General features: G+C 68.7%; 19 protein-coding genes, 1 tRNA gene and 1 other RNA gene. 11 read left to right on the top strand and 10 right to left on the bottom strand.

Annotated features, from left to right (window positions below; all coding sequences use genetic code 11):
* The first annotated feature begins 162 nt into the window (after positions 1–162).
* Both OG579_RS14125 and OG579_RS14120 read left to right on the top strand, forming a co-directional pair.
* Positions 163–1,584, top strand: a complete 1,422-nt coding sequence (locus OG579_RS14125) for an FAD-binding oxidoreductase (protein WP_328859247.1) — start codon at positions 163–165, stop codon at positions 1,582–1,584.
* A 59-nt stretch (positions 1,585–1,643) separates the two neighbouring features.
* Entirely contained in the window at positions 1,644–2,909 is a 1,266-nt protein-coding gene (locus tag OG579_RS14120; RefSeq protein ID WP_328856443.1) for a class I SAM-dependent methyltransferase, read from the top strand.
* A gap of 180 nt (positions 2,910–3,089) precedes the next feature.
* Here OG579_RS14120 and OG579_RS14115 read toward each other — a convergent pair whose 3' ends face one another.
* The 5 genes from OG579_RS14115 to ffs form a co-directional block, all read right to left on the bottom strand.
* Positions 3,090–5,285, bottom strand: a complete 2,196-nt coding sequence (locus OG579_RS14115; protein ID WP_328856442.1) for a DNA polymerase III subunit gamma and tau — start codon at positions 5,283–5,285, stop codon at positions 3,090–3,092.
* Positions 5,286–5,305: 20 nt separating this feature from the next.
* A complete protein-coding gene (locus tag OG579_RS14110) occupies positions 5,306–6,631 on the bottom strand; it encodes a glycosyltransferase 87 family protein (protein WP_328856441.1) in 1,326 nt (441 codons plus the stop codon).
* A gap of 94 nt (positions 6,632–6,725) precedes the next feature.
* On the bottom strand, positions 6,726–8,006 hold the full coding sequence (locus OG579_RS14105) for a glycosyltransferase 87 family protein (protein WP_328856440.1): 1,281 nt from the start codon (positions 8,004–8,006) through the stop codon (positions 6,726–6,728).
* Position 8,007: 1 nt separating this feature from the next.
* The gene (locus OG579_RS14100) at positions 8,008–9,303 is read right to left on the bottom strand and encodes an aminotransferase class I/II-fold pyridoxal phosphate-dependent enzyme (protein WP_328856439.1); all 1,296 of its coding nucleotides are present in this window, start codon (positions 9,301–9,303) and stop codon (positions 8,008–8,010) included.
* Positions 9,304–9,363: 60 nt separating this feature from the next.
* Positions 9,364–9,458, bottom strand: an RNA gene (gene ffs / locus OG579_RS14095) — signal recognition particle sRNA small type.
* Positions 9,459–9,554: 96 nt separating this feature from the next.
* On the opposite strand from ffs, the gene OG579_RS14090 reads away from it, so the two are divergent.
* Positions 9,555–9,643: transfer RNA gene (locus tag OG579_RS14090), tRNA-Ser, on the top strand.
* 23 nt (positions 9,644–9,666) lie between these two features.
* Here OG579_RS14090 and OG579_RS14085 read toward each other — a convergent pair.
* Both OG579_RS14085 and OG579_RS14080 read right to left on the bottom strand, forming a co-directional pair.
* A complete protein-coding gene (locus OG579_RS14085) occupies positions 9,667–10,098 on the bottom strand; it encodes a DUF3761 domain-containing protein (protein WP_328856438.1) in 432 nt (143 codons plus the stop codon).
* Between the two features lie 137 nt (positions 10,099–10,235).
* Positions 10,236–10,640, bottom strand: coding sequence for an NUDIX hydrolase (locus OG579_RS14080; protein WP_328856437.1), 405 nt, complete (start codon positions 10,638–10,640; stop codon positions 10,236–10,238).
* Between the two features lie 68 nt (positions 10,641–10,708).
* Here OG579_RS14080 and OG579_RS14075 point away from each other — a divergent pair, with 68 nt between their 5' ends.
* From OG579_RS14075 to OG579_RS14065, 3 genes are all read left to right on the top strand, one after another.
* Positions 10,709–12,121, top strand: a complete 1,413-nt coding sequence (locus OG579_RS14075; RefSeq protein WP_328856436.1) for a 3' terminal RNA ribose 2'-O-methyltransferase Hen1 — start codon at positions 10,709–10,711, stop codon at positions 12,119–12,121.
* On the top strand, positions 12,118–14,613 hold the full coding sequence (locus tag OG579_RS14070) for a polynucleotide kinase-phosphatase (RefSeq protein ID WP_328856435.1): 2,496 nt from the start codon (positions 12,118–12,120) through the stop codon (positions 14,611–14,613). Before OG579_RS14075 ends, OG579_RS14070 begins: the two co-directional genes overlap by 4 nt.
* A gap of 90 nt (positions 14,614–14,703) precedes the next feature.
* Positions 14,704–14,970 carry a hypothetical protein gene (locus tag OG579_RS14065; protein ID WP_328856434.1) on the top strand — a complete coding sequence of 89 codons (267 nt, stop codon included), beginning with the start codon at positions 14,704–14,706 and terminating at the stop codon, positions 14,968–14,970.
* Between the two features lie 23 nt (positions 14,971–14,993).
* On the opposite strand, the gene OG579_RS14060 is transcribed toward OG579_RS14065, so the two are convergent.
* Positions 14,994–15,365 carry a winged helix-turn-helix transcriptional regulator gene (locus tag OG579_RS14060; RefSeq protein ID WP_328856433.1) on the bottom strand — a complete coding sequence of 124 codons (372 nt, stop codon included), beginning with the start codon at positions 15,363–15,365 and terminating at the stop codon, positions 14,994–14,996.
* Between the two features lie 43 nt (positions 15,366–15,408).
* Here OG579_RS14060 and OG579_RS14055 point away from each other — a divergent pair, with 43 nt between their 5' ends.
* On the top strand, positions 15,409–16,023 hold the full coding sequence (locus OG579_RS14055; protein WP_328856432.1) for a class I SAM-dependent methyltransferase: 615 nt from the start codon (positions 15,409–15,411) through the stop codon (positions 16,021–16,023).
* 91 nt (positions 16,024–16,114) lie between these two features.
* On the top strand, positions 16,115–16,651 hold the full coding sequence (locus OG579_RS14050; protein ID WP_328856431.1) for a DinB family protein: 537 nt from the start codon (positions 16,115–16,117) through the stop codon (positions 16,649–16,651).
* Here OG579_RS14050 and OG579_RS14045 read toward each other — a convergent pair.
* Positions 16,638–17,090, bottom strand: a complete 453-nt coding sequence (locus tag OG579_RS14045; protein ID WP_328856430.1) for a MaoC/PaaZ C-terminal domain-containing protein — start codon at positions 17,088–17,090, stop codon at positions 16,638–16,640. The two genes, OG579_RS14050 and OG579_RS14045, sit on opposite strands and share 14 nt — an antisense overlap.
* Positions 17,091–17,256: 166 nt before the next feature.
* Between OG579_RS14045 and OG579_RS14040 the strand changes: the two genes are divergently transcribed.
* Entirely contained in the window at positions 17,257–18,126 is an 870-nt protein-coding gene (locus tag OG579_RS14040; RefSeq protein WP_328856429.1) for a hypothetical protein, read from the top strand.
* A 52-nt stretch (positions 18,127–18,178) separates the two neighbouring features.
* Here the strand turns inward: OG579_RS14040 and OG579_RS14035 are convergent, their stop codons facing one another.
* The gene (locus OG579_RS14035) at positions 18,179–19,429 is read right to left on the bottom strand and encodes a DUF7373 family lipoprotein (protein ID WP_328856428.1); all 1,251 of its coding nucleotides are present in this window, start codon (positions 19,427–19,429) and stop codon (positions 18,179–18,181) included.
* A gap of 84 nt (positions 19,430–19,513) precedes the next feature.
* Between OG579_RS14035 and OG579_RS14030 the strand changes: the two genes are divergently transcribed.
* Together OG579_RS14030 and OG579_RS14025 are read left to right on the top strand one after the other, a co-directional pair.
* Entirely contained in the window at positions 19,514–21,328 is a 1,815-nt protein-coding gene (locus tag OG579_RS14030; RefSeq protein ID WP_328856427.1) for a dynamin family protein, read from the top strand.
* Positions 21,325–22,770, top strand: coding sequence for a dynamin family protein (locus OG579_RS14025; protein ID WP_328856426.1), 1,446 nt, complete (start codon positions 21,325–21,327; stop codon positions 22,768–22,770). Before OG579_RS14030 ends, OG579_RS14025 begins: the two co-directional genes overlap by 4 nt.
* Positions 22,771–22,774: the final 4 nt, after the last annotated feature.

Genomic DNA, 22,774 nt, shown 5'->3' with positions numbered 1-22,774 from the left:
TCGGGTGGTGTTCATCCACGCGCCATGAGGTCGTGTCCGGTGGCTGGTTGGCGGGGCCGAGAGCGGAGTCCTACTCTCATCGAGATGACTTCAGACACAGCGACGGGATCGGGCGAGGTGGTGAGGCGACGCCGGTCGCAGGCGGGGTCGAACGACCGCGAGATGGGGGCCGACGCCTTCGCCCGCGGAGTCGAGACGCTTCTCGCGAGCTACCGCGCGATCCCCGACCACGCCACCGTCCGGCTGGCGAAGAAGACCTCCAACCTCTTCCGCCGTCGCGCGAAGAACCCCTACCCGGGTCTCGACGTCTCCGGTCTGGACCGCGTGATCTCGGTCGATCCCGATGCGATGACCGCCGACGTCGCCGGTATGTGCACCTACGAGAACCTCGTCGACGCGACCCTCCCCTACGGTCTCGCACCGCTGGTGGTGCCCCAGCTCAAGACCATCACCCTCGGCGGGGCGGTCACCGGGCTCGGTATCGAGAGCACGTCGTTCCGTAATGGGCTCCCGCACGAGTCGGTGCTCGAGATGGACATCCTCACCGGCTCGGGGGACATCGTCACCGCGAGCCCCACCAATGAGAACGCCGACCTCTTCCACGGCTTCCCCAACTCCTACGGGACGTTGGGCTACAGCACGCGGCTGCGGATCGAACTCGAGCGCGTCGACCCGTTCGTGAAGCTGCGCCATCTGCGCTTCACCGACATCGCGACGCTGCAGGACACGATGGACCGCATCATCACCGACGGCAGCCACGACGGCGAGACCGTCGACTACCTCGACGGTGTCGTGTTCACCGCCACCGAGGCGTACCTCACGCTCGGTCGTCGCAGCGCGGTCGAGGGTCCGGTCAGCGACTACACCGGGTCCGACATCTACTACCGCTCCATCCAGCACGCGACGACCTCGACGCCGATCCGCGACCGGCTGACGATCCACGACTACCTGTGGCGGTGGGACACCGACTGGTTCTGGTGCTCGCGCGCGTTCGGCGCGCAGAACCCGAAGATCCGTCGATTCTGGCCGAAGAAGTTGTTGCGCAGCAGTTTCTACTGGAAGCTGATCGCCCTCGACCACCGTTACGACATCGCCGACCGACTCAACGCCCGCAAGGGTGAGCCTCCGAACGAGCGCGTCGTGCAGGACATCGAGGTGCCCATCGAGCGGACCACCGAGTTCATCGAATGGTTCCTCGAGACCATCCCGATCGAACCGATCTGGCTGTGCCCGTTGCGGTTACGCGCCGGATGCGAAGCAAGCGGCGCGGACGACGCGAGCGGGTCGAGTGGCGACAGGCCGTGGCCGCTGTACCCCCTGGAGCCGAACCGCACCTACGTCAACGTCGGGTTCTGGTCGGCGGTGCCGATCCAGGAGGGCGCGGTCGAGGGACGGGCCAACCGGCTGATCGAGGCAAAGGTCTCCGAGCTCGACGGCCACAAGTCCCTGTATTCGGACGCGTTCTACGACGAGGACCAGTTCGACGAGTTGTACGGCGGAGACGCGATGCGGCGTCTGAAGAAACAGTTCGACCCGGGAGCTCGTTTCCTGGATCTCTATGCGAAGGCGGTGAAGCGTCAATGATGGCGAATCACGGAACATCCACCCGAGGCGGTTCACCGTCGATCATCTCAGCGCCCAAGATGTCGCTCGCCGAGATCGTCGAGGCGATCGCCGGCGGTGACCTCAAGGTGCGGGTCACCGCGTACGACGGCAGCTCCGCCGGGCCTGTCGACGCCGAGTACGGCCTCGATCTCGTGACCCCGCGTGGCACGACGTATCTGGTCACCGCACCGGGTGACCTCGGGATGGCACGGGCCTACATCTCCGGCGATCTGAACCTCAAGGGCAGCCCGCCCGGCGATCCCTACGATGCGCTCAAGGCGCTCTCGGCGAACGTCAGTTTCGCGCGACCCAACGCGATCACGCTGGCCAACATCACCCGGTCGCTCGGGCTCGAGCACTTCAAGCCGATCACCCCGCCCGCCCAGGAGGCGCAGCCGAGGTGGCGTCGTATCGCCGAAGGGTTGCGGCACAGCCGAACTCGTGACGCCGAGGCGATCCACCACCACTACGACGTGTCGAACACGTTCTACGAGTGGGTTCTCGGACCGTCGATGACCTACACGTGCGCCTGCTTCCCCGACCGCGACGCGAGCCTGGAGACCGCTCAGGACAACAAGTACCGCCTTGTGTTCGACAAGCTGGGCCTGAAGCCGGGCGACCGGTTGCTCGACATCGGTTGCGGCTGGGGCGGAATGGTGCGTTACGCCGCGCGCCAGGGTGTGTACGCGATCGGTGCGACGCTGTCGGCCGAACAGGCCGACTGGGCCCAGAAGGCGATCGCCGAGGAGGGGCTCGCGGAGTTCGCCGAGGTCCGGTTCAGCGACTACCGCGATGTCACCGAGACCGGGTTCGACGCGGTCTCGTCCATCGGACTCACCGAGCACATCGGTGTGGCGAACTACCCGTCGTACTTCGGTTTCATGCGCGACAAGTGCAAGCCGGGCGGGTTGATGCTGAACCACTCGATCACCCGGCCCGACAACAAGGGCAAGCACAAGGCGGGCGCGTTCATCGACCGCTACGTGTTCCCCGACGGGGAGTTGACCGGATCGGGCACCATCATCGCGGCCATGCAGGACGCCGGGCTCGAGGTGGTCCACGAGGAGAACCTGCGCGAGCACTACGCGATGACGCTGCGCGACTGGAACCGGAACCTCGTGGCCAACTGGGACGACGCCGTCGCCGAGGTCGGTGAATCGACCGCCCGCCTGTGGGGTCTGTACATGGCCGCCTGCCGGGTCGGCTTCGAGCGCAACATCATCCAGCTGCACCAGGTGCTCGCAGTGAAGCTCGACGAGAACGGCGGCAACGGCCTCCCCCTGCGCCCCTGGTGGAACGCCTGATCTGACACCCCCGCAGTTGGGCACATAAACCCCGCAGTTGGGCAGATAGTTCCCGCAGTTGGGCAGGTAAATCCCGCAGTTGGGCATCGCCGTTTGCGATGTCGTTCGGTCGGGCTCGTCACGTGCCCAACCGCGGGCATTACGTGCCCAACTGCGGTCGTTACATGCCCAACTGGCGGGTCAGGTGCCGTCGATGGGGCGGGCGCCGAGTTCGGAGACGAGCAGAGCCATGGCGACCTGCTCGGGATCCATGCGCGGATCGGGATCGCTGTCGCGGGCGTCGGCGATCATCTCGTCGCGATCGGCGTCGGTGAGGTCTTCGTCGGCGACGGGTGGCGCAGGTTCCGGGGATGGTTCCTCGGGCGGCGGCGGTTCGTCCGATGACCCCGCGGCCGCCGCGTTCGCCCCACTGCGGCCGCCACGACGCGTGTAGGTCGTCTTCTCCGCCGTTGCGCCCTTGCGGCCGGGACCCGTCGGATCGTTCACCGTGGTCGCCGACGCCGCGTCGTTGGCCATGTGGACGCAGCGCATGGACCACTCGCCGCCGAACACGTCGCCCATCGCGGCGCTGATCACCGTCTGACCGCGGGGTTCGGAGAGCCGCGCGACCAACGGCGCCGCGTCGTGGCTGATCACGAGGGTCGATCCCTCGACCGCGCGCACGGTCGCGGCCGACAGCATCACCTGGATGATCTTGTCGCGCTCACCGATCTTCGCGCGTACATCGGCCCACTTCGCGCGCACGGTCTCGACGTCGACCCCGGCCGCCGCGGGTGGGCCGGGCTCGGCTGCGGCGGGCTCGGGCTCCACCGGTTCCGGTTCGGGTTCGGGCTCGACCGGTTCGGGCTCGACCTCGGCGGCCGGCGCGGGCTCGACGACCTCCGGCTCGGGCTCGGGCTCGACGGCTGCAGGCTCGGCGACGGGGGGCTCGGGCTCCGGTTCCACCGGCTCGGGCTCCGTGACGGCCTCGGGCTCCGGGACGATCTCGGGGGCGGCGGGTTCGGGAACCGCCGCGACCGGTTCGACGACGGGTGCCGGCGAGGTGACCGGAGGCGCCGGTTCGGGCTCGGGCCGCGATTCGGGCTCGGTCTCCCGACGTTGCGAGGGACGCACGAACTTCGACCCCGCGTCGGTGTCGGCGGGCGCGGCAGGCGGTCCGGCGGGTCCGGGCACCACCGCGGGTGCCGCTGCGCCGATCTGGGCCGTGACCGCGGGTGCGCCTCCGGCGAGCTGCGCCTCGATACGTTCGATCCGTTGCAGCACAGCCGATTCCGCATCCGACGCCGAGGGCAGCAGCATGCGCGCGCACATCACCTCGAGCAGCAGGCGCGGCGAGGTGGTGCCGCGCATCTCTCCCAGCGCCGCGTGCACCGTCTCGGCGAAGCGGGTCAGCGTGGCGGGGCCGATGCGCTCGACCTCGGCACGCATGTGCTCGACCTGGTCCTCGGGGACCTCGACGAGTCCGCGCTCCACCGCGTCGGGCACGGCCTGCAGGAGGATGAGGTCGCGGAACCGTTCGAGCAGGTCGACGGCGAACCGACGCGGATCGTGACCGGCGTCGACCAGCCGCTCGACCGCACCGAACAGTGCGGCGCCGTTCGACTCGGCCAACGCGTCGACGGAGTCGTCGATCAGCGCGACGTCGGTGACGCCGAGCAACGCCAGCGCCCGCTCGTAGGTCACGCCCTCGGGTCCGGCGCCGGCCAGCAACTGGTCGAGAACACTCAGCGAGTCGCGTGGCGAGCCACCACCCGCGCGGATCACCAGTGGGAACACCGGCGGCGCCACGGTGACGTTCTCCTTGGCGCAGATCGACTCGAGCAGGCCGCGCATCACCGCGGGCGCGAGCAGCCGGAACGGGTAGTGGTGGGTACGCGACCGGATGGTCTGCAGCACCTTCTCGGGCTCGGTGGTCGCGAAGATGAAGATGAGGTGCTCTGGCGGCTCCTCCACCACCTTCAGCAGCGCGTTGAAGCCCGCGCTCGAGACCATGTGTGCCTCGTCGATGATGAACACCCGGTACCGCGATGACGCCGGGGTGTAGGAGGCTCGGTCGCGGAGCTCTCGGGTGTCGTCGACGTTGCCGTGGCTGGCCGCGTCCAGTTCCATCACGTCGAGGTTGCCGGGACCGCCGGGCGCCAGCGCCACGCAGGAGTCGCACACGCCACACGGCGTCGAGGTGGGGCCTTCGACGCAGTTCAGCGACCGGGCGAGGATGCGTGCCGACGACGTCTTGCCGCAGCCGCGCGGACCCGAGAACAGGTAGGCGTGGTTGATGCGGCCGGAATCGAGTGCCCGGCACAGCGGCTCGGTGACGTGTTCTTGACCGACGACGTCGGCAAACGTAGCTGGTCGATACGTCCGGTACAGGGCCACGCGAGAAAGACTACCGGCGCCTACCGACGCGCCGAGCGCCCACCGACGGCACTGTCCACAGGCTCGTCGGCACTGTCGCCGATCGCCCCGCGCGGCGCCGCTCGACGTGCCCCGACGAGGTACGCGCCGAGCGTCCCGATCGCCGTGATCAGCAGGACCCACAGGTACGGCTGCGCGCCGAACCAGCGGAACCACGCGGGGACGGGATTCATGAACAGACCGATCCCGTAGAACGGTCGCAACCCCACGGCGCCGTCGGGCAGGAAGAACTTCCACACGAACGTCGAGAGCACGAGTGCCACCGGCAGCGCGGTCAGGGCGACGGCCTGCACATGGGACGCGCGAGTCCACGCCCGCAGGACGAGATCGACGGTCACCACCAGCAGGGGCACGAACCACACCCAGTGGTGACCCCAGGAGAACGGCGACACCGCCGTCGTCGTCATACCCGTCAACGACAACGCGAGGACGTCGTTGCCATGGCGATGCGCCACCATCGCCGCGCCCAGCCCGAGGGCGGCGACGACGACGACGGCCAGCAGCCACACCGCCGTGTTCGGTTCACGGGTCTCGAAGATGTGCGCGATCGCGCCGCGCAGCGACTGGTTCGCCGGGTTACGGACGTCGCCGACGCGCTGGGAGTCGAAGACCTTGTCGGTCCAGAACATCCACGACTGCTTCGGGATCAACACCACCCCCACCACCACGGTCGCGACGCCCGTGGCCGCGGCCACCGCGACCGCCCGCCACGAACGCGTGAGGGCGAGGAAGAACACGAAGAACGCGGGGGTCAGCTTGATGCCGGCGGCGATCCCGACCCCGACACCGCGGAGTCGACTTCCCGACGGACGCAACAGATCCCACATCACGATCGCCATCAGGAAGACGTTGATCTGGCCGTACCAGATGGTGGTGCGCACCGGCTCGAGCAGCAGCGCGATCGCGACCAGCGACGTCGCCACCACCACCAGGCGCGCGTCGAGGCGGTATCCCAGCGCCCGAAAGCTCGCGACCACCACATAGAACAGCGCCACCACGATGAGGGCCGACCACGCCGCGACGGCGACGTCCTTGCTCACCCAGGCGAGCGGCTGCATCACCACGGTGGAGAACGGTGTGTAGGTGTAGTCGAAATGTCCCAGCACCGGCCGGTCGTAGATCGGCTGACCGTGGAGCAGGTGCTGGGCACCGGCTCGGTAGACCCGCAGGTCCGCCTGGTTCTGGAAGAGCCCGAAGACATGCGCGCGGAAGGGGATGTACGCGTATTGCAGGTACAGGGCGATGGCGGCGAGGGCCACGGGGATCGCGTAGAGGGCGGGGTGTCGCGGGAGGGTTCTCCCGGTCACCTCGCGCCCCATCATCTCGCCACCGTCAGACGACGTCGCTCCCGCGGCCACTGTTGTACTCCTGGACTCGATCGACACACGGTGTCATCGATCGTCAGGAATGATAGCCATCCTCGGCGAGCGCTCGGGAATCGAACACGGACATTCGTGCGGGGACCAGGATCACCAATGTCGTCACCGCGGCGGCGACGAACACCCAGTTGTACGGATCGAGGGTGAACCATCGGAGCCACTCGATGCCGTGCTTGAAGAACAGGCCGGTGTAGCGGGCGTCGGGGTGGGTCTCGCCGACGAAGGTCATCGGGCCGTCGATCACCGTCCGCCACGCGAACGTCACCAGCAGCAGGGCGACGGCGGCCGTCGTCGCCGCGATCGCGATCAGCCGGGTGCGCGCCGCCAGCGCGTGGTGCACGAGGATCACCCCGAGCGGGACCACCCACACCCAGTGGTGGCCCCACGACATGGGCGACACCGCGCACGACGTCATCCCCACCAGCGTCAACGCCAACAGCTCCTGGCCGTGTCGATGGGCGACGACCGCTGCCCACAACCCCAGCCCCATCGCGAGCAGCGCGAGCACCAACCAGGCGCCGGTCGAGGGGCTGTCGGTGCGGAAGTAGTTGGCCAGGGCCCCTCGGATCGACTGGTTGCCGACGGTGTCGGGCACCCCGACACGATTCGAGTCGAAGAACGTCCCCGTCCAGTACTGCCACGAGTCCCCGGGCAACACCACGAACGCGGCCACGATCGTCCCCACGAATCCGGCGATCACGCCGATCGCGGCCCGCCATCGGCGCTGCACCAGCAGGTAGAGCACGAAGATCAGCGGGGTCAGTTTCACGCCGGCGGCGATTCCGGTGCCGATCCCGTGCAGGCGCGAGCGATCGGCCCGCAGCAGATCCCACAGGATGACCGCCATCAGGAAGATGTTGACCTGGCCGAACCAGATGGTGCTGCGGACCGGTTCCAGCAATGCCGCCACCAGCACCAACGACACCGCGATCACCCGCAGGCGCGGGGTGATCGGCCGGCCCAGCGCCCGGAACGACAGTGTGATCACGAAGTAGAGGGCGACGAAGATCGCGGCGGTCCACACGATGCGCGCGGCGAGGAACGACATCCATGCGAACGGGGTGAACACCACCACCGACACCGGCGCGTAGGTGTAGTCCATCTGACCCAGCAGCTTCGCGTCGTAGAGGCGACCGCCGTCGAGGACGGTGCGGGCCCCGGCGCGGTAGACGTCGAGGTCGAGTTGGTTGTCGAACAGTCCCCAGAACGGGACGTCGTATCCGATGATCAGATGCTGGACGTAGACGGCGAGGACGCCGAGGGCACCGAACCCGGCGACGATCAGCGTCCGGCGCGCGATCACCTCAGGACTTCGGGTCGGGAACCGCACCCACCGCGAGCAGCTTGTCGGCCGCGGCGAGCAACACACACGTCGCGACGCCGTCCATCGCCGTGGCCAGTTCCTCGGTGCCGGGGAAGGTGGGCGCCAGGCGGATGTTGCGGTCGTAGGGATCGCGCTTGTACGGGTAGGTGGAGCCGGCCGCGGTCAGCGCGATACCGGCCTCCTTGGCCAGTTCGATCACACGCGCGGCGGTGCCGTCGATGACGTCGAGGCTGACGAAGTAGCCGCCGTCGGGCTCGGTCCACGACGCGACCTTGGAGTCGCCGAGACGATCGGAGAGGATCTTCGCGACCAGTGCGAACTTGGGCGCCAACAACTCTCGATGCTTCGCCATGTGGGCGCGCACACCGTCGGCGTCTCCGAAGAACATCAGGTGACGGAGCTGGTTCACCTTGTCGGGGCCGATGGAGCTGATGCCGACATGCTTCTGGTGCCACGCGATGTTCGACTCCGACGACCCGAAGAACGACACCCCGCTGCCGGCGAAGGTGATCTTCGACGTCGAGCCGAGGACGTAGGGCCGGTTCGGGTTGCCCTCCTGCGCGGCGATCTCCAGGATCGGCACCGGCGGCGGGAAATCCTCGGTGAGCGTGTGCACGGCGTAGGCGTTGTCCCAGTACACACGGAAATCGGGCGCCGCGGCGGGCATCGCCATCAGGCCGCGCACCACGTCCTCGCTGAAGGTGACACCGGTGGGGTTGGAGAACGTGGGCACCGCCCACAGTCCCTTGATCGTGGGATCGTCCGCGACCAGCGCCGCGCACGCGTCGACGTCGGGACCGTTGGGCAGCATCTCGACGGTCACCATCTCGATGCCGAGGCTCTCGCAGATGGCGAAGTGCCGGTCGTATCCGGGCGCGGGGCACAGGAATTTCACCGGGTCGCGACCCCAGGGACCGTCCGAATCGGGGGTGCCGTGCAGCATCGCGAACACGGTCAGGTCGTACATGATCTCGAGGCTCGAGTTGTTCGCCGCGATCAGCTGCTTCGACGGCACGGCCAACAGTTCGCCGAAGATCTCCCGCAGACCGGGCAGACCGGCGGTACCGCCGTAGTTGCGACAGTCGGTGCCCGAGGGGTCGGTGTGGGTGTCACCCGGCAGCGACAGCAGTCCGTTGGAGAGGTCGAGCTGATCGGGCGACGGTTTGCCCCGGGTGAGATCGAGTTTCAGCCCCGCGGCCTGCAGCGTCTCGTAGAGTCCGGCCAGCTCGTCGCGGGTGGAACCCAGTTCGGCGGCACTCATCGAGTGGTAGTTCACGCTGGCCTTTCGCAGACGATCTCTTCAGGTCCGACACCACCGCGCCGTGGTGGACACATAAAAAGAGGATCCCGCGCACCCGAGAGAGCCCGTTGACCCTTGCTGCCTTCCGGCCCTGGGGGAGTTCACAGGATGCACGCCGCGCGGGATCCGAGGTCGAGTGTAGACGGTGGGGTGGCGGCGACTCCAACCCTTGCCACGACCAGGGCCTTTTTGGTGGTCATCCCCGCCGCGGCTACTATCGCAGCACTGGAGGATTCGCCTAGTGGCCTATGGCGCTCGCCTGGAACGCGGGTTGGGTTAACAGCCCTCAGGGGTTCGAATCCCCTATCCTCCGCCATCGATCGACACGTACACCGCGCGTCAGCTGCTCCCGAACAGGAGAAGTGGCCCGAGGGCTGCACTGCCCAGCGCGAGTCCACCGATCGCGAAACTGCCGAGAATGATCGCGGTCGGGTCGCCGCCCGCTGCGCCCGCACCCGATCCGTTGTCGATCCCGCCGTGGTTCGAGCACGCACCCTGCCGCGTCGCGGCGTGGCTGTAGGTCCCGTCTTTGCAGCGGATACCGGTCGGCGTGGAATCGGGTTCGGGGATACAGGACCCTCGGGAGTTCTCGTAATAGCCCGATCCACAACCGTCGCTCACGGTGTGCACGGGCCCGGGATCGGCCTGGGCGACGGCCCCGCCGGTCGCCATCGACCCGGTGAACATCGCCAGCGTCAGCGCCCCCGTGGCAGCAGTCGCCGCGATCACGCGCCGCATCGTCATCGTCCGCATCACGCGATTCTCAGACATGGTTCGACCGACCACTTCGAGACGCGCCGAACTCATCCGATCGGCCTACACCGACACAACCATCACCGATACCGGGCGGCGCGGACACCACGCACCCACCGATGATCACCGGTGATGGTTGTGTACGGCGAGGACGATCAGGCGCCACGCGAGAGCAGCGGGAACACCGCCTGGGTGAGCAGCGGCGCGATGTCGGGGCGGTCTCCCTCGACCGGCGCCAACCAGCGCACCTCGTCGATCTCCGCGGCCGCCCCGGGGATGTCCAGCCAGGGATGTTCGAAGACCGATGCGCGCAGGGTGTACCCGTCCTCGTTGGCGGCGGGGGTCGCGTGGACGCCGAGAGACGTGAGCTGCGCCGGATCGAGGACGGCACCGACCTCCTCGTGCACCTCGCGGATCGCGGCCTGCGCCGCCGACTCCCCGGGCTCGGGTTTGCCGCCCGGCAGCATGAACCGCGACGTCCCGCGCTTGCGGACGGTCAGCACCCGCCCCTCGACGTCGCGGATCACCACCGCACTCACCACGATCAGCCGCTCCGTCACATCGTGAGACTAGTTCGGGCGCCGAAAACCGGAGGTGGCCGAGCAGTCCGGTGCGGCACACTGGCCCGATGTTCTTGACCATCTCGGCGCGACGCTCCCCGGCGTTCGATGTCCCGAGTGACATCGGTTTTCTGCTGCACAAGCACCCCGACCGGGTGCAGTCGTTCGACGTCTACGGCGGGACAGCGCAGGTCTTCTACCCCGAGGTCACCGAGGACATCTGCACCGTCGCGTTGCTGCTCGAGGTCGATCCCGTCGCACTCGTCCGCGGGCGCTCCGGCGCACGAGACGGTTTCGCCCTCGGGCAGTACATCAACGACCGCCCGTACGTGGCGTCGTCGCTGCTCGCCGTCGCCATGGGAAAGGTGTTCCGGTCGGCGCTGAACGGACGGTGTCCCGGCCACGAGCAGCTCGTGGACCGCGCCGCCGATCTCGAGATCACCCTGCCCGCGGTTCCGGGGGATCCCGAACTGGTGCAACGGCTGTTCGCCCCGTTGGGGTGGACGGTGGCCGCGACCCCGGTCGTGCTCGACGCCACCCGACCCGAGTGGGGCGCTGCGCCGTTCGTGTCGCTCACCCTTCATGGAACCCAGCGCCTGACCGATGCTCTGGGGCACCTGTATGTCCTGCTACCCGTCCTCGACGACGCGAAGCACTACTGGGTCGGAGAGAGAGAGATCGACAAGCTGATCCGCACGGGCGGCTCGTGGTTGGCCACGCATCCCGAACGGGACCTCATCACGCACCGCTATCTCGCGCGGCAGCGCGGGCTGAAAGAGGCTGCCATACAACGACTCGTCGAACTCGACGACCGACCGGCCGACGATGCGGTCGCCGAGGAGGTGGTCACCACCGTCCGGCCGCTGGTACGTGACCGGCACGACTCGGTCCTGCAGGCGGTGCGGGAGCTACAGCCTTCTTCGGTGGTCGACCTCGGGTGCGGTCAGGGTGCATTGCTGGCGTCGCTGCTCGAGATTCGTGGCGTGACGTCGGTGGTCGGCACAGAGGTGTCGGATTCGGCACTGTCGACCGCCGCCACCCGGTTGCACACCGATCGCATGACCGAACGGCAGTCGGAGCGACTGCAACTACTGCTGTCGTCGCTGATGTACACCGACGACCGACTCGAGGGAATGGACGTCGCGGTGCTGATGGAGGTGATCGAACACATCGACATCGAACGACTCCCGACCGTCGAGGCAGCCGTGTTCGGGGCGATGCGGCCGCGCGCGGTCGTGGTCACCACGCCCAACGCCGAGTACAACGTCCGCTATCCCGGGCTGGCACCCGGCGCGTTCCGTCACACCGACCACCGGTTCGAGTGGACGCGCGCGGAGTTCGCCGCATGGACTGCGGCAACGGCCGAACGGTACGGCTACTCGGTGGGTCTCCAGACGGTGGGCGAGGTGGACGAGATCGTCGGATCGCCCACGCAGATGGCTGTTTTCCGAGTTCGCGAGCAACTGGAGGATGCGTCATGACCGAGTTGGCCATACCGCGTCTGTCCCTGATTCTCCTCATCGGCACCAGCGGGTCGGGCAAGTCGACCTTCGCCGCCGAGCACTTCGCGACCACCGAGGTCATATCGAGCGACGACTGTCGCGCGATGGTCTCCGACGACGCCAACGACCAGGGCGCCACCGGCGACGCCTTCGACGTGCTGGAGTACATCGCCGGAAAGCGCCTGAGCCGTGGGCTGCTCACCGTGATCGACGCGACGAATGTACAGGCGTCGTCGCGGAAGTCCCTGCTGGCGCTGGCGAAAGAACACGACGTGCTCCCGGTCGCGATCGTCCTCGACCTCCCGGTGTCGCTCGCCGTCGAGCGCAACGCATCACGCCCGGACCGGACCTTCGGGTCGCACGTGGTGAAGCGACAGCACGACCAGCTGCGCCGCTCGCTGCGCAGCCTCAAGCGTGAGGGGTTCCGCACGGTCCACGTGCTCGATTCCGTCGAGGCCGTGGCGCAGGTGTCGTTCACACGGACGCGGCTGTTCAACGACCGCAGTGACGACCACGGGCCGTTCGACGTGATCGGCGACGTCCACGGCTGCCTCGGCGAACTACGAGAGCTGTTGATGCGCCTGGGATACATCGTCATCGAGGACGCCGACGGTCAGCCGGTCGACGCCTCCCACACCGACCGGCGCCGCGTGGTGTTCGTCGGTGATCTCGTCGACCGCGGTCCCGACTCGGTGGGCGTGCTCCGCCTGGCGATGGGGATGGTCGCGTCGGGCAACGCACTGTGCGTGTCGGGCAACCACGAGGCCAAACTCGTTCGCGCGCTGAGCCGCAAGGATGTGGCCCCGAGCCACGGGCTGCAGGGAACACTCGACGAGCTGTCGGCCGCCGGGGCCGAGTTCACCGCCGCGGTCCGGGAGTTCTGCGACGGTCTCGTGGCGCACTATGTCCTCGACGGGGGTCGACTCGTCGTCGCCCACGCCGGCCTGAAGGAGAAATACCACGGACGCGCGTCGGGTCGGGTGCGCGCCTTCGCGCTGTACGGCGACACCAGCGGTGAGACCGACGAGTTCGGACTGCCCGTCCGTTACCCGTGGGCCGACGACTACCGCGGCGCGGCGACGGTTCTCTACGGCCACACACCGGTTCCGACCACCGAGTGGGTGAACAACACCCTGTGCCTCGACACCGGCTGCGTGTTCGGCGGCAGCCTCACGGCGCTGCGCTATCCCGAACGGGAGGTCGTCTCGGTGCCCGCGGCCGCCACCTACTACGAGCCGGTGCGGCCGCCTGCCCCTCCCGAACGGGACCCACAGGTGCTGGCGCTCACCGACGTCCTCGGCCCGCGGGTCATCGACACCGCGTACATGGGTCGGATCTCGCTGCGCGCGGAGAACGCGGCCGGCGCGTTGGAGGTGATGAGCCGCTTCGCCGTCGCACCGTCGGAACTCGTGTACCTGCCGCCGACGATGTCACCGGTCGACAGCTCGTCGCGTGACGGACTGCTGGAACACCCCGACGAGGCGTTCGACTTCTTCGCGAAGAACGCGGTGTCGCAGGTGATCTGCGAGGAGAAGCACATGGGATCGCGGGCGGTGGTGCGGGTGTCGGTCGACGGCACGGGCGTCATCCACACCCGTACCGGTCGCGCGTTCTTCGACACCGACACCCAGGCCGCGGTTCTCGCGGCGGTCGCACGTGCGGCCGAGATGGCCGGGGTGTTCGCCGAGCTCGGTGCCACGTGGCTGCTGATCGACACCGAGATCCTGCCGTGGACGGTGAAGGCCGAGGCACTGGTCCGCGACCAGTACGCCCGCGTCGGTGCCGCGGCGACGACGGCGCTGCCCGCCGCCGTCTCCGTCCTCCAGACGGCGGCCGATCGGGGTCTCGCGGTGAGCGACCTGCTGACGCGGACGCGGTCACGTGCCGCCGACGCCGACCGGTTCGTCGACGCCTACCGCCGCCACGTCGCGCCGATCGACTCGCCGCTGGGGATCGCGATCGCACCCTTCCAGGTCCTCGCGAGCGACGGCGCCACCTACGAGACCCGCGACCACGGTTGGCATCTCGCGATCGCCGACCGTCTCGTCGACGCCGCGCCGGAGCTGTTCCGCACGACGCGTCGCTGCGTGGTGGACACCGGTGACGCGTCGTCGCGGGCGCAGGGCATCGCGTGGTGGGAGGAGCTCACCGGTGCCGGCGGTGAGGGGATGGTGGTCAAGCCGCTCGCCAATGTCGGGCGCGGACCGAAGGGCCTCGTGCAGCCGGGACTGAAGGTGCGCGGCCGTGAGTACCTGCGCATCATCTACGGCGCCGACTACACCACCCCGTCCACGCTCGAGGGGCTGCGCCGACGCAACCTCGGACAGAAGCGGTCGATGGCCCTGCGCGAGTACGCCCTCGGGCTCGAGGCCCTGCGCCGCGCCACCGAGGGCGAGCCGCTGTGGCGCATCCACCAGTGCGTGTTCGGACTCCTCGCCATGGAATCGGAGCCCGTCGACCCGCGGCTGTGAGACCTGGGGAACGGCCGCTCTTGATTCGAGAGCGGCCGTGCGATTGACTGGCACTCCGGACACCGTCGCCACCACCCGAGGAGTTCTGCCATGTCGGATCGACCCGTCACCGCCGCCACCGTCGTCGGCGCAGGCCTCGCGGCCACCGGCGTGGCCCACTTCATCGTGCCGCAGGCTTTCGCCGGCATCACCGCGCAGGCCTTCCCCGATGACACCGACACCTGGATCACCCGCAACGGCATCACCGAGACCGTGGTCGGGACGGCGATCGCGATCCCCGCGACACGTACGTTCGGATGGGTCGGACTCGGCGCGTACGTCGCGTTCCTCGGCGCCCAGGCCGTCCGGTCACGCTGAGATCTGTTCGTTCTCGTCTCGTCTCATCGTGATTCGCCGTCGGGACAAGCCGTCCGGTCGGTGATGCGCGCGGCCCAGTCGTCGGCCCACCCCACCAACGGGGCACCCGCCTCGATGAGCGCGCTCGCGTCGTCGGTGAGCGCATACCCCGCATCGGTCCGTTCGACGAGTCCCACGTCGCGCAGTTCGGCCAGCCGCGCGTTCAGCGTGCTCGCGGCGACCCCACCGGCGCGCTCCTGGAGTGCCCGGAACGACGCGGGCCCCTCGGCGAGCGCCCACAGGATCCCCAGCGTCGCCCGACGCCCCAGGAGATCGAGGAGCGCCATGATCGGGCGGCCGCTGGTGGATCCGCGCACCGGGCGACCGGGCCGCGGGGTGGCATCGGCTCGTCGCATGTCGACCAGCCTAGGTCGACAACCCTGGCGGTACGGTCGAACGGTGGGTGACACCGAGTCGACTCGTATCGCGTACGCGCACTGGGCAGGCGAGTACATCCATCGGTTCGGATCGATCGCTGCGACCCACCCACTCGATCGCGAACTGGTGCGCCTGTGGGCGTCGTCGACGTCAGGCCGGGTGCTCGACGTCGGTTGTGGCCCCGGTCAGTGGACGGGTTTCCTCCACGAAAGTGGTTGCGACGTCAGTGGTGTCGACCCGGTGACGGAGTTCGTCGAGCATGCGCGAGCGCACCACCCGCACCTCGATGTCGCCCAGGGCGACCTCGAATCCCTCGAGCTCCCGGCGGCGTCGATCGGGGCCGTGTTCGCCTGGTACTCCCTGATCCATCTCGATCCCGCCGCGGTGCGACGGACCCTGACCGAGCTCGGACGCGTGATCGCACCCGGCGGAGGCCTGCTGATCGGACACTTCGCGGCTGACACGGTGGTCGAGCCGTTCGCCCACACGGTGATCACCGCGTACCGGTGGCCCGTCTCATGGCTCGCCGACCTGCTGGCGGAGGCGGGATTCGACGTGATCGAGACCCATGTCCGGGAGGCCGCCGGGCAGCGGCCGCACGGAGCCGTCATCGCCTGCCGCCGCGACGCCGGGTGACAGCACCGAGATCCTGCCGCTCTCCGCACAATTCGCGCCAAAGCCGGTAGCGAGACCGGCGGTACGACCGGGACCTCGCTACCGTTCGGTCATGCCGATCGTGCCCGACACCGCGAACTGGACCTGGGTGCTGGAGAGGGCCTGTCCGGCCTGCGGTCTCGACGCCTCACGGATCGAGTTCGACACCGTCGCCGACCTCACCGAGGACAACGTCGACCGATGGCCACGGGCGCTCGACGTCGCCGATCCCGCGCTGCGCCCGGACGACCACACGTGGTCGCCCCTGGAGTACGCGGCGCATGTCCGCGACGTCTTCCGGATATTCGGCGTTCGTCTCGACATGATGCTCGCGCAGACCGATCCACTGTTCGACAACTGGGATCAGGATGCGACGGCGATCGCCGAGAGGTACGGCGAGCAGGATCCCGCCGTGGTCCTCGCCGAACTGCGTGACGCCGGCCTCGCTCTCGCGCGGGACTTCCGGGCGGTGCCCCCCACCGCGCGCATGCGCACCGGTCGGCGCAGTGACGGCAGCGTGTTCACCGTCGAGACCCTCGCGCGGTACTTCATCCACGACCCGGTGCATCACCTCGTCGACGTCACCGGCGAACGCGTCAACCGTCGGTAGCCGCCCGTCGGCGGGCGGCGATCTCCAGCGCCATGGTGAGCACCGCGCCGTCGGGTGAGTCGAGCCGGCCGGTCAGCGACACCGTCGCCCGGTCGGGCCGGTGCAGGTCGACGGCGTCGACCGTGATCGATCCCGTCAACTCCTCGTCCGGCCGCACCGGCCGCAGCAACCGGACGTCCTCCATCCCTCGGCCCGCGATCGTGGCCCATCGATCGAAAACAGCCGGCACCGCGAGCCGCTGGAAGATCGCCATCGTGTGGATACCGCTGGCGATGATGCCCCCGAAGAAGTGGGCGGCCGCGTAGGCCGGATCGGTGTGGAACCGCTGCGGATCCCACTGACGCGCGAACTCGATGATCTCGGCCTCGGTCGGGGTGTAACTCCCCAACGGCCACACCGAGCCGACCTCGAGTTCGTCGGCGTGGATGAGCTCCGTCATGTCCCGATACTGCCAAGTGGCCGCTGGCGCCGATCATCGGGCCGGTCACCGCAGGTCACGAGGTCGCGAAAAAACTTTTCGATTGTCGGGAACTTTCCCGTGATCCCGCCGCATCCAATGCTGTGACCGACAAGAACAGCCACAACGAGCATCGAGGAGAACCACCATGAAGGTCAGCCAGAGCGACACGAACCACGACGGCACCAACGACGTCTACCTCGTCGACACCGACGGAGACGGCCGCGCCGACGTAGAGGAGAAGGACACCGACTTCGACGGCCGCGCCGATGTCCGCCTCGTCGACAACAACGGCGACGGACGTTCCGACGTCACCGACACCGACACGAACGGCGACGGACGCTACGACGCCCGCTCGATCGACACCGACCACGACGGTTACGCCGACGCCACCGGGACCCCGTCGGGTGCGGCCACCGCACACTCGTTCTCCGGCTCCTCGGCGAGCACGCCCTCCTCGGACAGCACCTCGACCTACGGCAGCTCGTCCACCACCGACAGCTCCTCGACCTACGGCAGCTCGTCGAGCAGCGAGTCGACCAGCCCCTACTCGGGTACCAGCTCGTCGAGCCGCTACTCCGACGACGACAGCTCCTCGAGCAGCAGCAGCGACACCTACGGGTCGGTCCACTCGGGATCGGCCGGCAGCGACAGCTACGGGTCGGACTCGTCCTCAACCGGTGCGTCGGCGACGTCGGGGATGCGCTGGAGCACCGATTCCCACGGCGCCGACGTGATGTTGGCCGACACCGACGGTGACGGCAAGATCGACATGGGTCAGAAGGACACCGATCACGACGGCAAGGTCGACGTGATGGCGTTCGACACCAACCACGACGGTCGGATCGACATGCTGATGCGCGACACCGACCACGACGGAACGCTCGACACCTGCGAGGTCGACTCCGACTACGACGGCCACGTCGACTCGACGAGCGCGATGCACACCTCGGTGCCCTTCATCGAGGACCCGTCGTCGTCGCACTCCGCCTCGGACTCCTCGTACCACGGGCACTGAGAGCGGATGGCCGGGTGGCAGGGCGGCTGCTCTGCCACCCGGCCCGGATCGATCAGTTGGCGGTCTGATCGGCCCGGGTGAGGATGAGGTACTGGGCGGAGATCTTCTGCGCGACTGCGGTCGGATCACGATCGTCGGCCTCGCCGACATACCGCCCCACCGTCACGAAACACGAGTTCTCCTGGCCGGTGTCGGTGTCGCGCGAAACGCACGAAGCGATGGGCAGGCCCTTCGGGGAGTCGACCTTGGTCGCCCCGTTCTGGACATCGGCGTTCACCAGGTCGTTCATGATCGACGTCGCACCGGTCCCGGTCGCGGCGCGGTAGACCGTGGTGTCCCACACCGCATTGTGTGTCGACTGCGCCGCGGTGAGCGTCGAAAGCATCGTCGACGGGGACGACGCGATGTGCGCCATCCCCCGCGGTCCGTAGACCGCACGGTCAGATCCGTTGACCGCGTTCGCATCCTTGTTCGGCAGTGCATAGAGAAGGATCTGATCTTGATCGACAGCGACCTCGACCGGCTTCCCCCCGTTCTGCGCCTTCGTGGGGGTGGCGGGGAAACCGTTCAGCAGACCCGGTTCGCGGGTGAGCACCGTTCGCACGGTGTCCTCACTCCGCTTCTCCTGTCCCGCGGGAGCACTGGCCCAGGCGTAGATCACATAGTCCTTGAAGGGCGTGAAGGTCGCGAGCGTCGGCGCGATGGGTACCGCGGCACTTCCGCCGGCGTCGGTACGTGCCGCCAGAGTGGTGGCCAGACCGGCCAGCGGCACGGGGATCGACTTGTTCTGTCGCACCATGGCGTCGAACATCGACCGCGCCGCGCCCGCCGCCGTCGCGGAATCGGTGTAGCGCACCACCATCAGCTGCATCCCGCGGGTCGGATCGCTCAGCCGCAGCTGCGGGGTGCCGGCCGAGGTGACGAATCCGGCCACCAGACGGTCGTTCGCGGGGACGAACGCGGCGTCGCGCCCCACCACGTTGGTGAGGTTCGCGCGACTGCGGATGATCGACGTCGGGTTCTTGACGTCGGTGAACTCGGGATCGATCTCCGAGGGCGTGTAGACGAACTCCGCCATGCGCTGGCCCTCGTACTCGACGATCTGAGCACCGGTGGCCATGCCGAAGGCCGGCGACGGGGTCGTCTGATAGCTGCCCGGGTCGAGAGCGGCGAGATCGACCTCGCCCGGCGACAGCGTCTGCGAGGCGGGGGTGGCCTGTCCGTCGACGGAGGTGGCGCACCCCGTCACCGTGGTCGCGATGAGTACGGCGGCAGCGCCGGCGAGAACTACTCTCGACCGCATGTGGTCTCCTCCTGCTGGGATCGGGCCCAGTTAACCAGATTCGGAAACGTGGTCATGAGCGATACAGATGCACGATCGACGCAGGTGACACCTTCTGACCTGCGCGCACAGACCGACTCGGTGCTCGCCGCCGCGGCAACGGTGCTGCGCGCATACAAGATGGACGACGTCGCCGACCTCGCGGCGCGTAAGGCCGCTCGTGACGGCCAGGCCCGCACCGTGGTGGTCGTCGGAGAGGTCAAGCGCGGCAAGAGTTCGCTGGTCAACGCGCTGGTCGGCCGGCGTGACCTGTCACCGGTGGGTGTCGACGTCACGACCACGGTGGCTATCGGTGTCGCCCCCACCGACGACCCGCCCCTCGACGGCACCGCGACCCTGCTGTTCCCCGACCGCTCGGAGCAGATCCCGCTGACCGCCCTCCCCGACTGGGTGACCGTCGGTGGGCGTCAGGTGCGTGATCCACACGTCGAGTCGCTACCCACCCGCGCGAGCATCCCCGTCACCGAGACCGCGATGCCCGGGGTCACCATCGTCGACACCCCCGGCGTCGGCGGTCTCGACCCGGCGATGGCCGCGCTGGCGGTCCAGAGCGCCCAGCAGGCGTGCGTGGTGGTGATCGTGTGCGACGCGTCGAGTCCGCTGACCGCGCCGGAGATGGACTTCATCCGGGAGGCCGGCGCCTCGGTCGACGCCCTCGTGGTCGCGGTGACCAAGACCGACAAGAACATTCGACGCTGGAAGGCCATCGTCGCCGACAACCGGCGGCTGCTCACCACGCATCTGCAGCGCGACATACCCGTCATCGGGGTGTCGAGCCTGCGCGCGGTGCTCGCCGCCGATCTGCCACCCGGTGGAGAGCGTGACCGCGCCGAGATGACCTCGGGCATCATCGATCTGCGGGCTGAGATCATGCACCGCCTCGACGCGGCACAGGGGCTTCCCGCCGCAGATGCGTTGCGTACCACCAGGGAAGGACTGCTCGCCGTCGCGCGTCGCGTCGACGCCGAGTACGCCGCGGTCGCCGGCCGCGGGACCACGCTCCCCGACCTCACCGCACAACTCGACGCCCTCGAGACGCTCAAGGACCGCAGTCGGGAATGGGAGCAGTACCTCGCCCGTGACCTCACCCAGCTGCGACAGCAGGCCATCGACGACAGCGATCGGCGTCTCGACGAGATCCGCGCGCGCTGGACCACCCGCATCAACAAGAGCGGGATGGAGGTGTTGCGGCGCAGCCCGCAGAAGTTCACCGCCGACATGCAGGACGAGCTCGAGCGCGCGCTCGCGGTCACCATGGCGCAGTTCCTCGAACAGCTCTACTCCACGATCGTCGCGCCCCGGTTCGACTCCGACGTGGTGTGGGAGCAGATCTGCGGCCGCATCGTCGAATCGCTGCAGGGTCCGCGCATCGAGGCCCAGCCGGTGGGCAGCCGTCGTCACGGCCTGTTCGACCCGACGCTTCTCAACATGGGCATCATGGGCTCGTCGATGATCGGCGGGGTGATCGGCCTGTCCACCGCGCTCGGCGTGGGTGCGATCGTCGGAACCGTCTGGGTGGGAGTCAATCTCGGCTTCCGTGCGATGCGCACCGGCAAGACGAACCTGCTGTCGTGGCTGCGGGAGACGTTGGCCACCACCAAGACCGTCACCGCCCGACTCCTCGAGCTCGCCATCGCCCAGGCCCGGCCGGAGATCGTGATCCGGTACCGCGAGCACCTGCGCACCGCGATCGAGGACCTCCAACGGCAGATCGGTGTCGCGCGCGACGCCGCCACCTCCGATGCGACACGTCGCGAGAAGGACCTCGCCCGCCTCGACACCAACCGCTCGGTCATCGCCAAGCGGTTGGCCGAGACGGAGTCGATGCTCGCCCGCGTGTCCGTGCAGGTGACGCCGTGAATGCTCCTGCGCCCCATCCCGATCCGGTCCACGTCGCGCTCGACAACGGACTGCGGGCGCTCGCCGGCCTCGGTGGCGACCTCGTGGCCCACGCCAACCAGATCGGCGCGACGCTGTGGGCCCCTCCGCGGCTGGTCGTCGTCGGGCGGCTCAAGGCCGGCAAGTCCACCCTCGTCAACGCCCTCATCGGTGCGCCCGTCGCAGAGACCGCGGCACTCGAGGCCACCCGGGTGGTGACCATCTACTCCGACGGCGCACCCTCACGCGCGGAGGTCGTCGCCCTCGACGGGGCACGACACCCCGTCGCCTTGGACAGCGGGACGCCGACCTCCCCCGCCGGACTCCCCCTACCCGATGAGCAGATCGCCTACCTTCATCGGTGGCTGCCGTCGGCGGCGATCCGCGACCTCACGTTCATCGACACCCCCGGGCTCGCGACACTCACCACGGGCAACGAGACCGCGACCCGCCGCGTTCTCATCGACGGGTTCGAACAGACACGGACGGCGTCGGTCGATGCCGACGCCGCGGTCTTCCTGTTCGACTCCGCGCCTCGCGCAGACGAATTGGCGTTCCTGCGACAACTGCCGCTCTCGCCGCTGAACACTCTCGGCGTGCTGTCGCGTGCCGACGGATTCGGCGAAGGCGCGCTGGGTCGGCGCGACCCGCTCGAGCACGCCACCGACCACGCACGCACCCTGGCACGACAGCTGGCCGACACCGTCTCGACGGTGGTGCCGATCTCGGGCCTGATGGCGCAGACGAGTCACACCGGCGCGTTGGTGGAGGCCGACGCGCGGGCGCTCGCGTCGCTGGCGTCGTGGGGACCCCTCGACCTCGTCGACCACCTCGAGTCCGACGCGCCCGGCGTCATCGACGCCGCGACCCGCGATCGACTGCTCGACCTGCTCGGCGAGTACGGGGTGATCAACGGTCGGACGGTCGCTGCGCGGGGTGCCGCCGCCCTCAACGAATGGCTGGTCGCGCGTTCCGGGATCACGCTGCTGCAGCAGGTCCTGCGCACATCGCTGGGCGAGTTCGCGTCGCTGAACCGCGCCCGCCGGGTGCTCGATCGCATCGATGCACTGGCCTACAGCCATCCGGCGCGCGACCACATCCGCGCCATTGCCTACGGGGTCCGTAGCGATCCGTCGATGCTGCGGGTCGCGCTGCTCGCCGATCTGCAGCGACTGCTCGCCGCCGACCCGTTCGCCGCGATCGCCGACGACCTCCGCACACTGTTGACCGGCCGCACCGGGGCCCAGTGCGTCGGACTTCCTCTCGACGCCACCCTCGATCAGGTGCGCGAGCGGGCGCGAATCCGGCTCGCCGACACGCAGGCCCACGCCCTGTCGACCGCGACCGCAGCGGAGGACGCCGCTGTGGTCGACGTGGTGCGGGCCTACTCCGCGCTCGCTGCGACCGGGCGGTTGGCACCGTGACGGC

Source organism: Williamsia herbipolensis, assembly GCF_036153515.1.
GTDB classification, from domain to species: Bacteria; Actinomycetota; Actinomycetes; order Mycobacteriales; family Mycobacteriaceae; genus Williamsia_A; species Williamsia_A herbipolensis.
Note: the sequence above shows the minus strand (reverse complement) of the source record. Positions and strands in the feature narration are given on the sequence as shown.

Bases quoted from the DNA above. Each gene is read 5' to 3' on its own strand.
- OG579_RS14125 (WP_328859247.1), top strand. From the start codon at position 163: ATGGGGGCCGACGCCTTCGCCCGCGGAGTCGAGACGCTTCTCGCGAGC.
- OG579_RS14120 (WP_328856443.1), top strand. From the start codon at position 1,644: ATGTCGCTCGCCGAGATCGTCGAGGCGATCGCCGGCGGTGACCTCAAG.
- OG579_RS14085 (WP_328856438.1), bottom strand. From the start codon at position 10,098: ATGTCTGAGAATCGCGTGATGCGGACGATGACGATGCGGCGCGTGATC.
- OG579_RS14075 (WP_328856436.1), top strand. From the start codon at position 10,709: ATGTTCTTGACCATCTCGGCGCGACGCTCCCCGGCGTTCGATGTCCCG.
- OG579_RS14070 (WP_328856435.1), top strand. From the start codon at position 12,118: ATGACCGAGTTGGCCATACCGCGTCTGTCCCTGATTCTCCTCATCGGC.
- OG579_RS14065 (WP_328856434.1), top strand. From the start codon at position 14,704: ATGTCGGATCGACCCGTCACCGCCGCCACCGTCGTCGGCGCAGGCCTC.
- OG579_RS14060 (WP_328856433.1), bottom strand. From the start codon at position 15,365: ATGCGACGAGCCGATGCCACCCCGCGGCCCGGTCGCCCGGTGCGCGGA.
- OG579_RS14050 (WP_328856431.1), top strand. From the start codon at position 16,115: ATGCCGATCGTGCCCGACACCGCGAACTGGACCTGGGTGCTGGAGAGG.
- OG579_RS14045 (WP_328856430.1), bottom strand. From the start codon at position 17,090: ATGACGGAGCTCATCCACGCCGACGAACTCGAGGTCGGCTCGGTGTGG.
- OG579_RS14040 (WP_328856429.1), top strand. From the start codon at position 17,257: ATGAAGGTCAGCCAGAGCGACACGAACCACGACGGCACCAACGACGTC.
- OG579_RS14035 (WP_328856428.1), bottom strand. From the start codon at position 19,429: ATGCGGTCGAGAGTAGTTCTCGCCGGCGCTGCCGCCGTACTCATCGCG.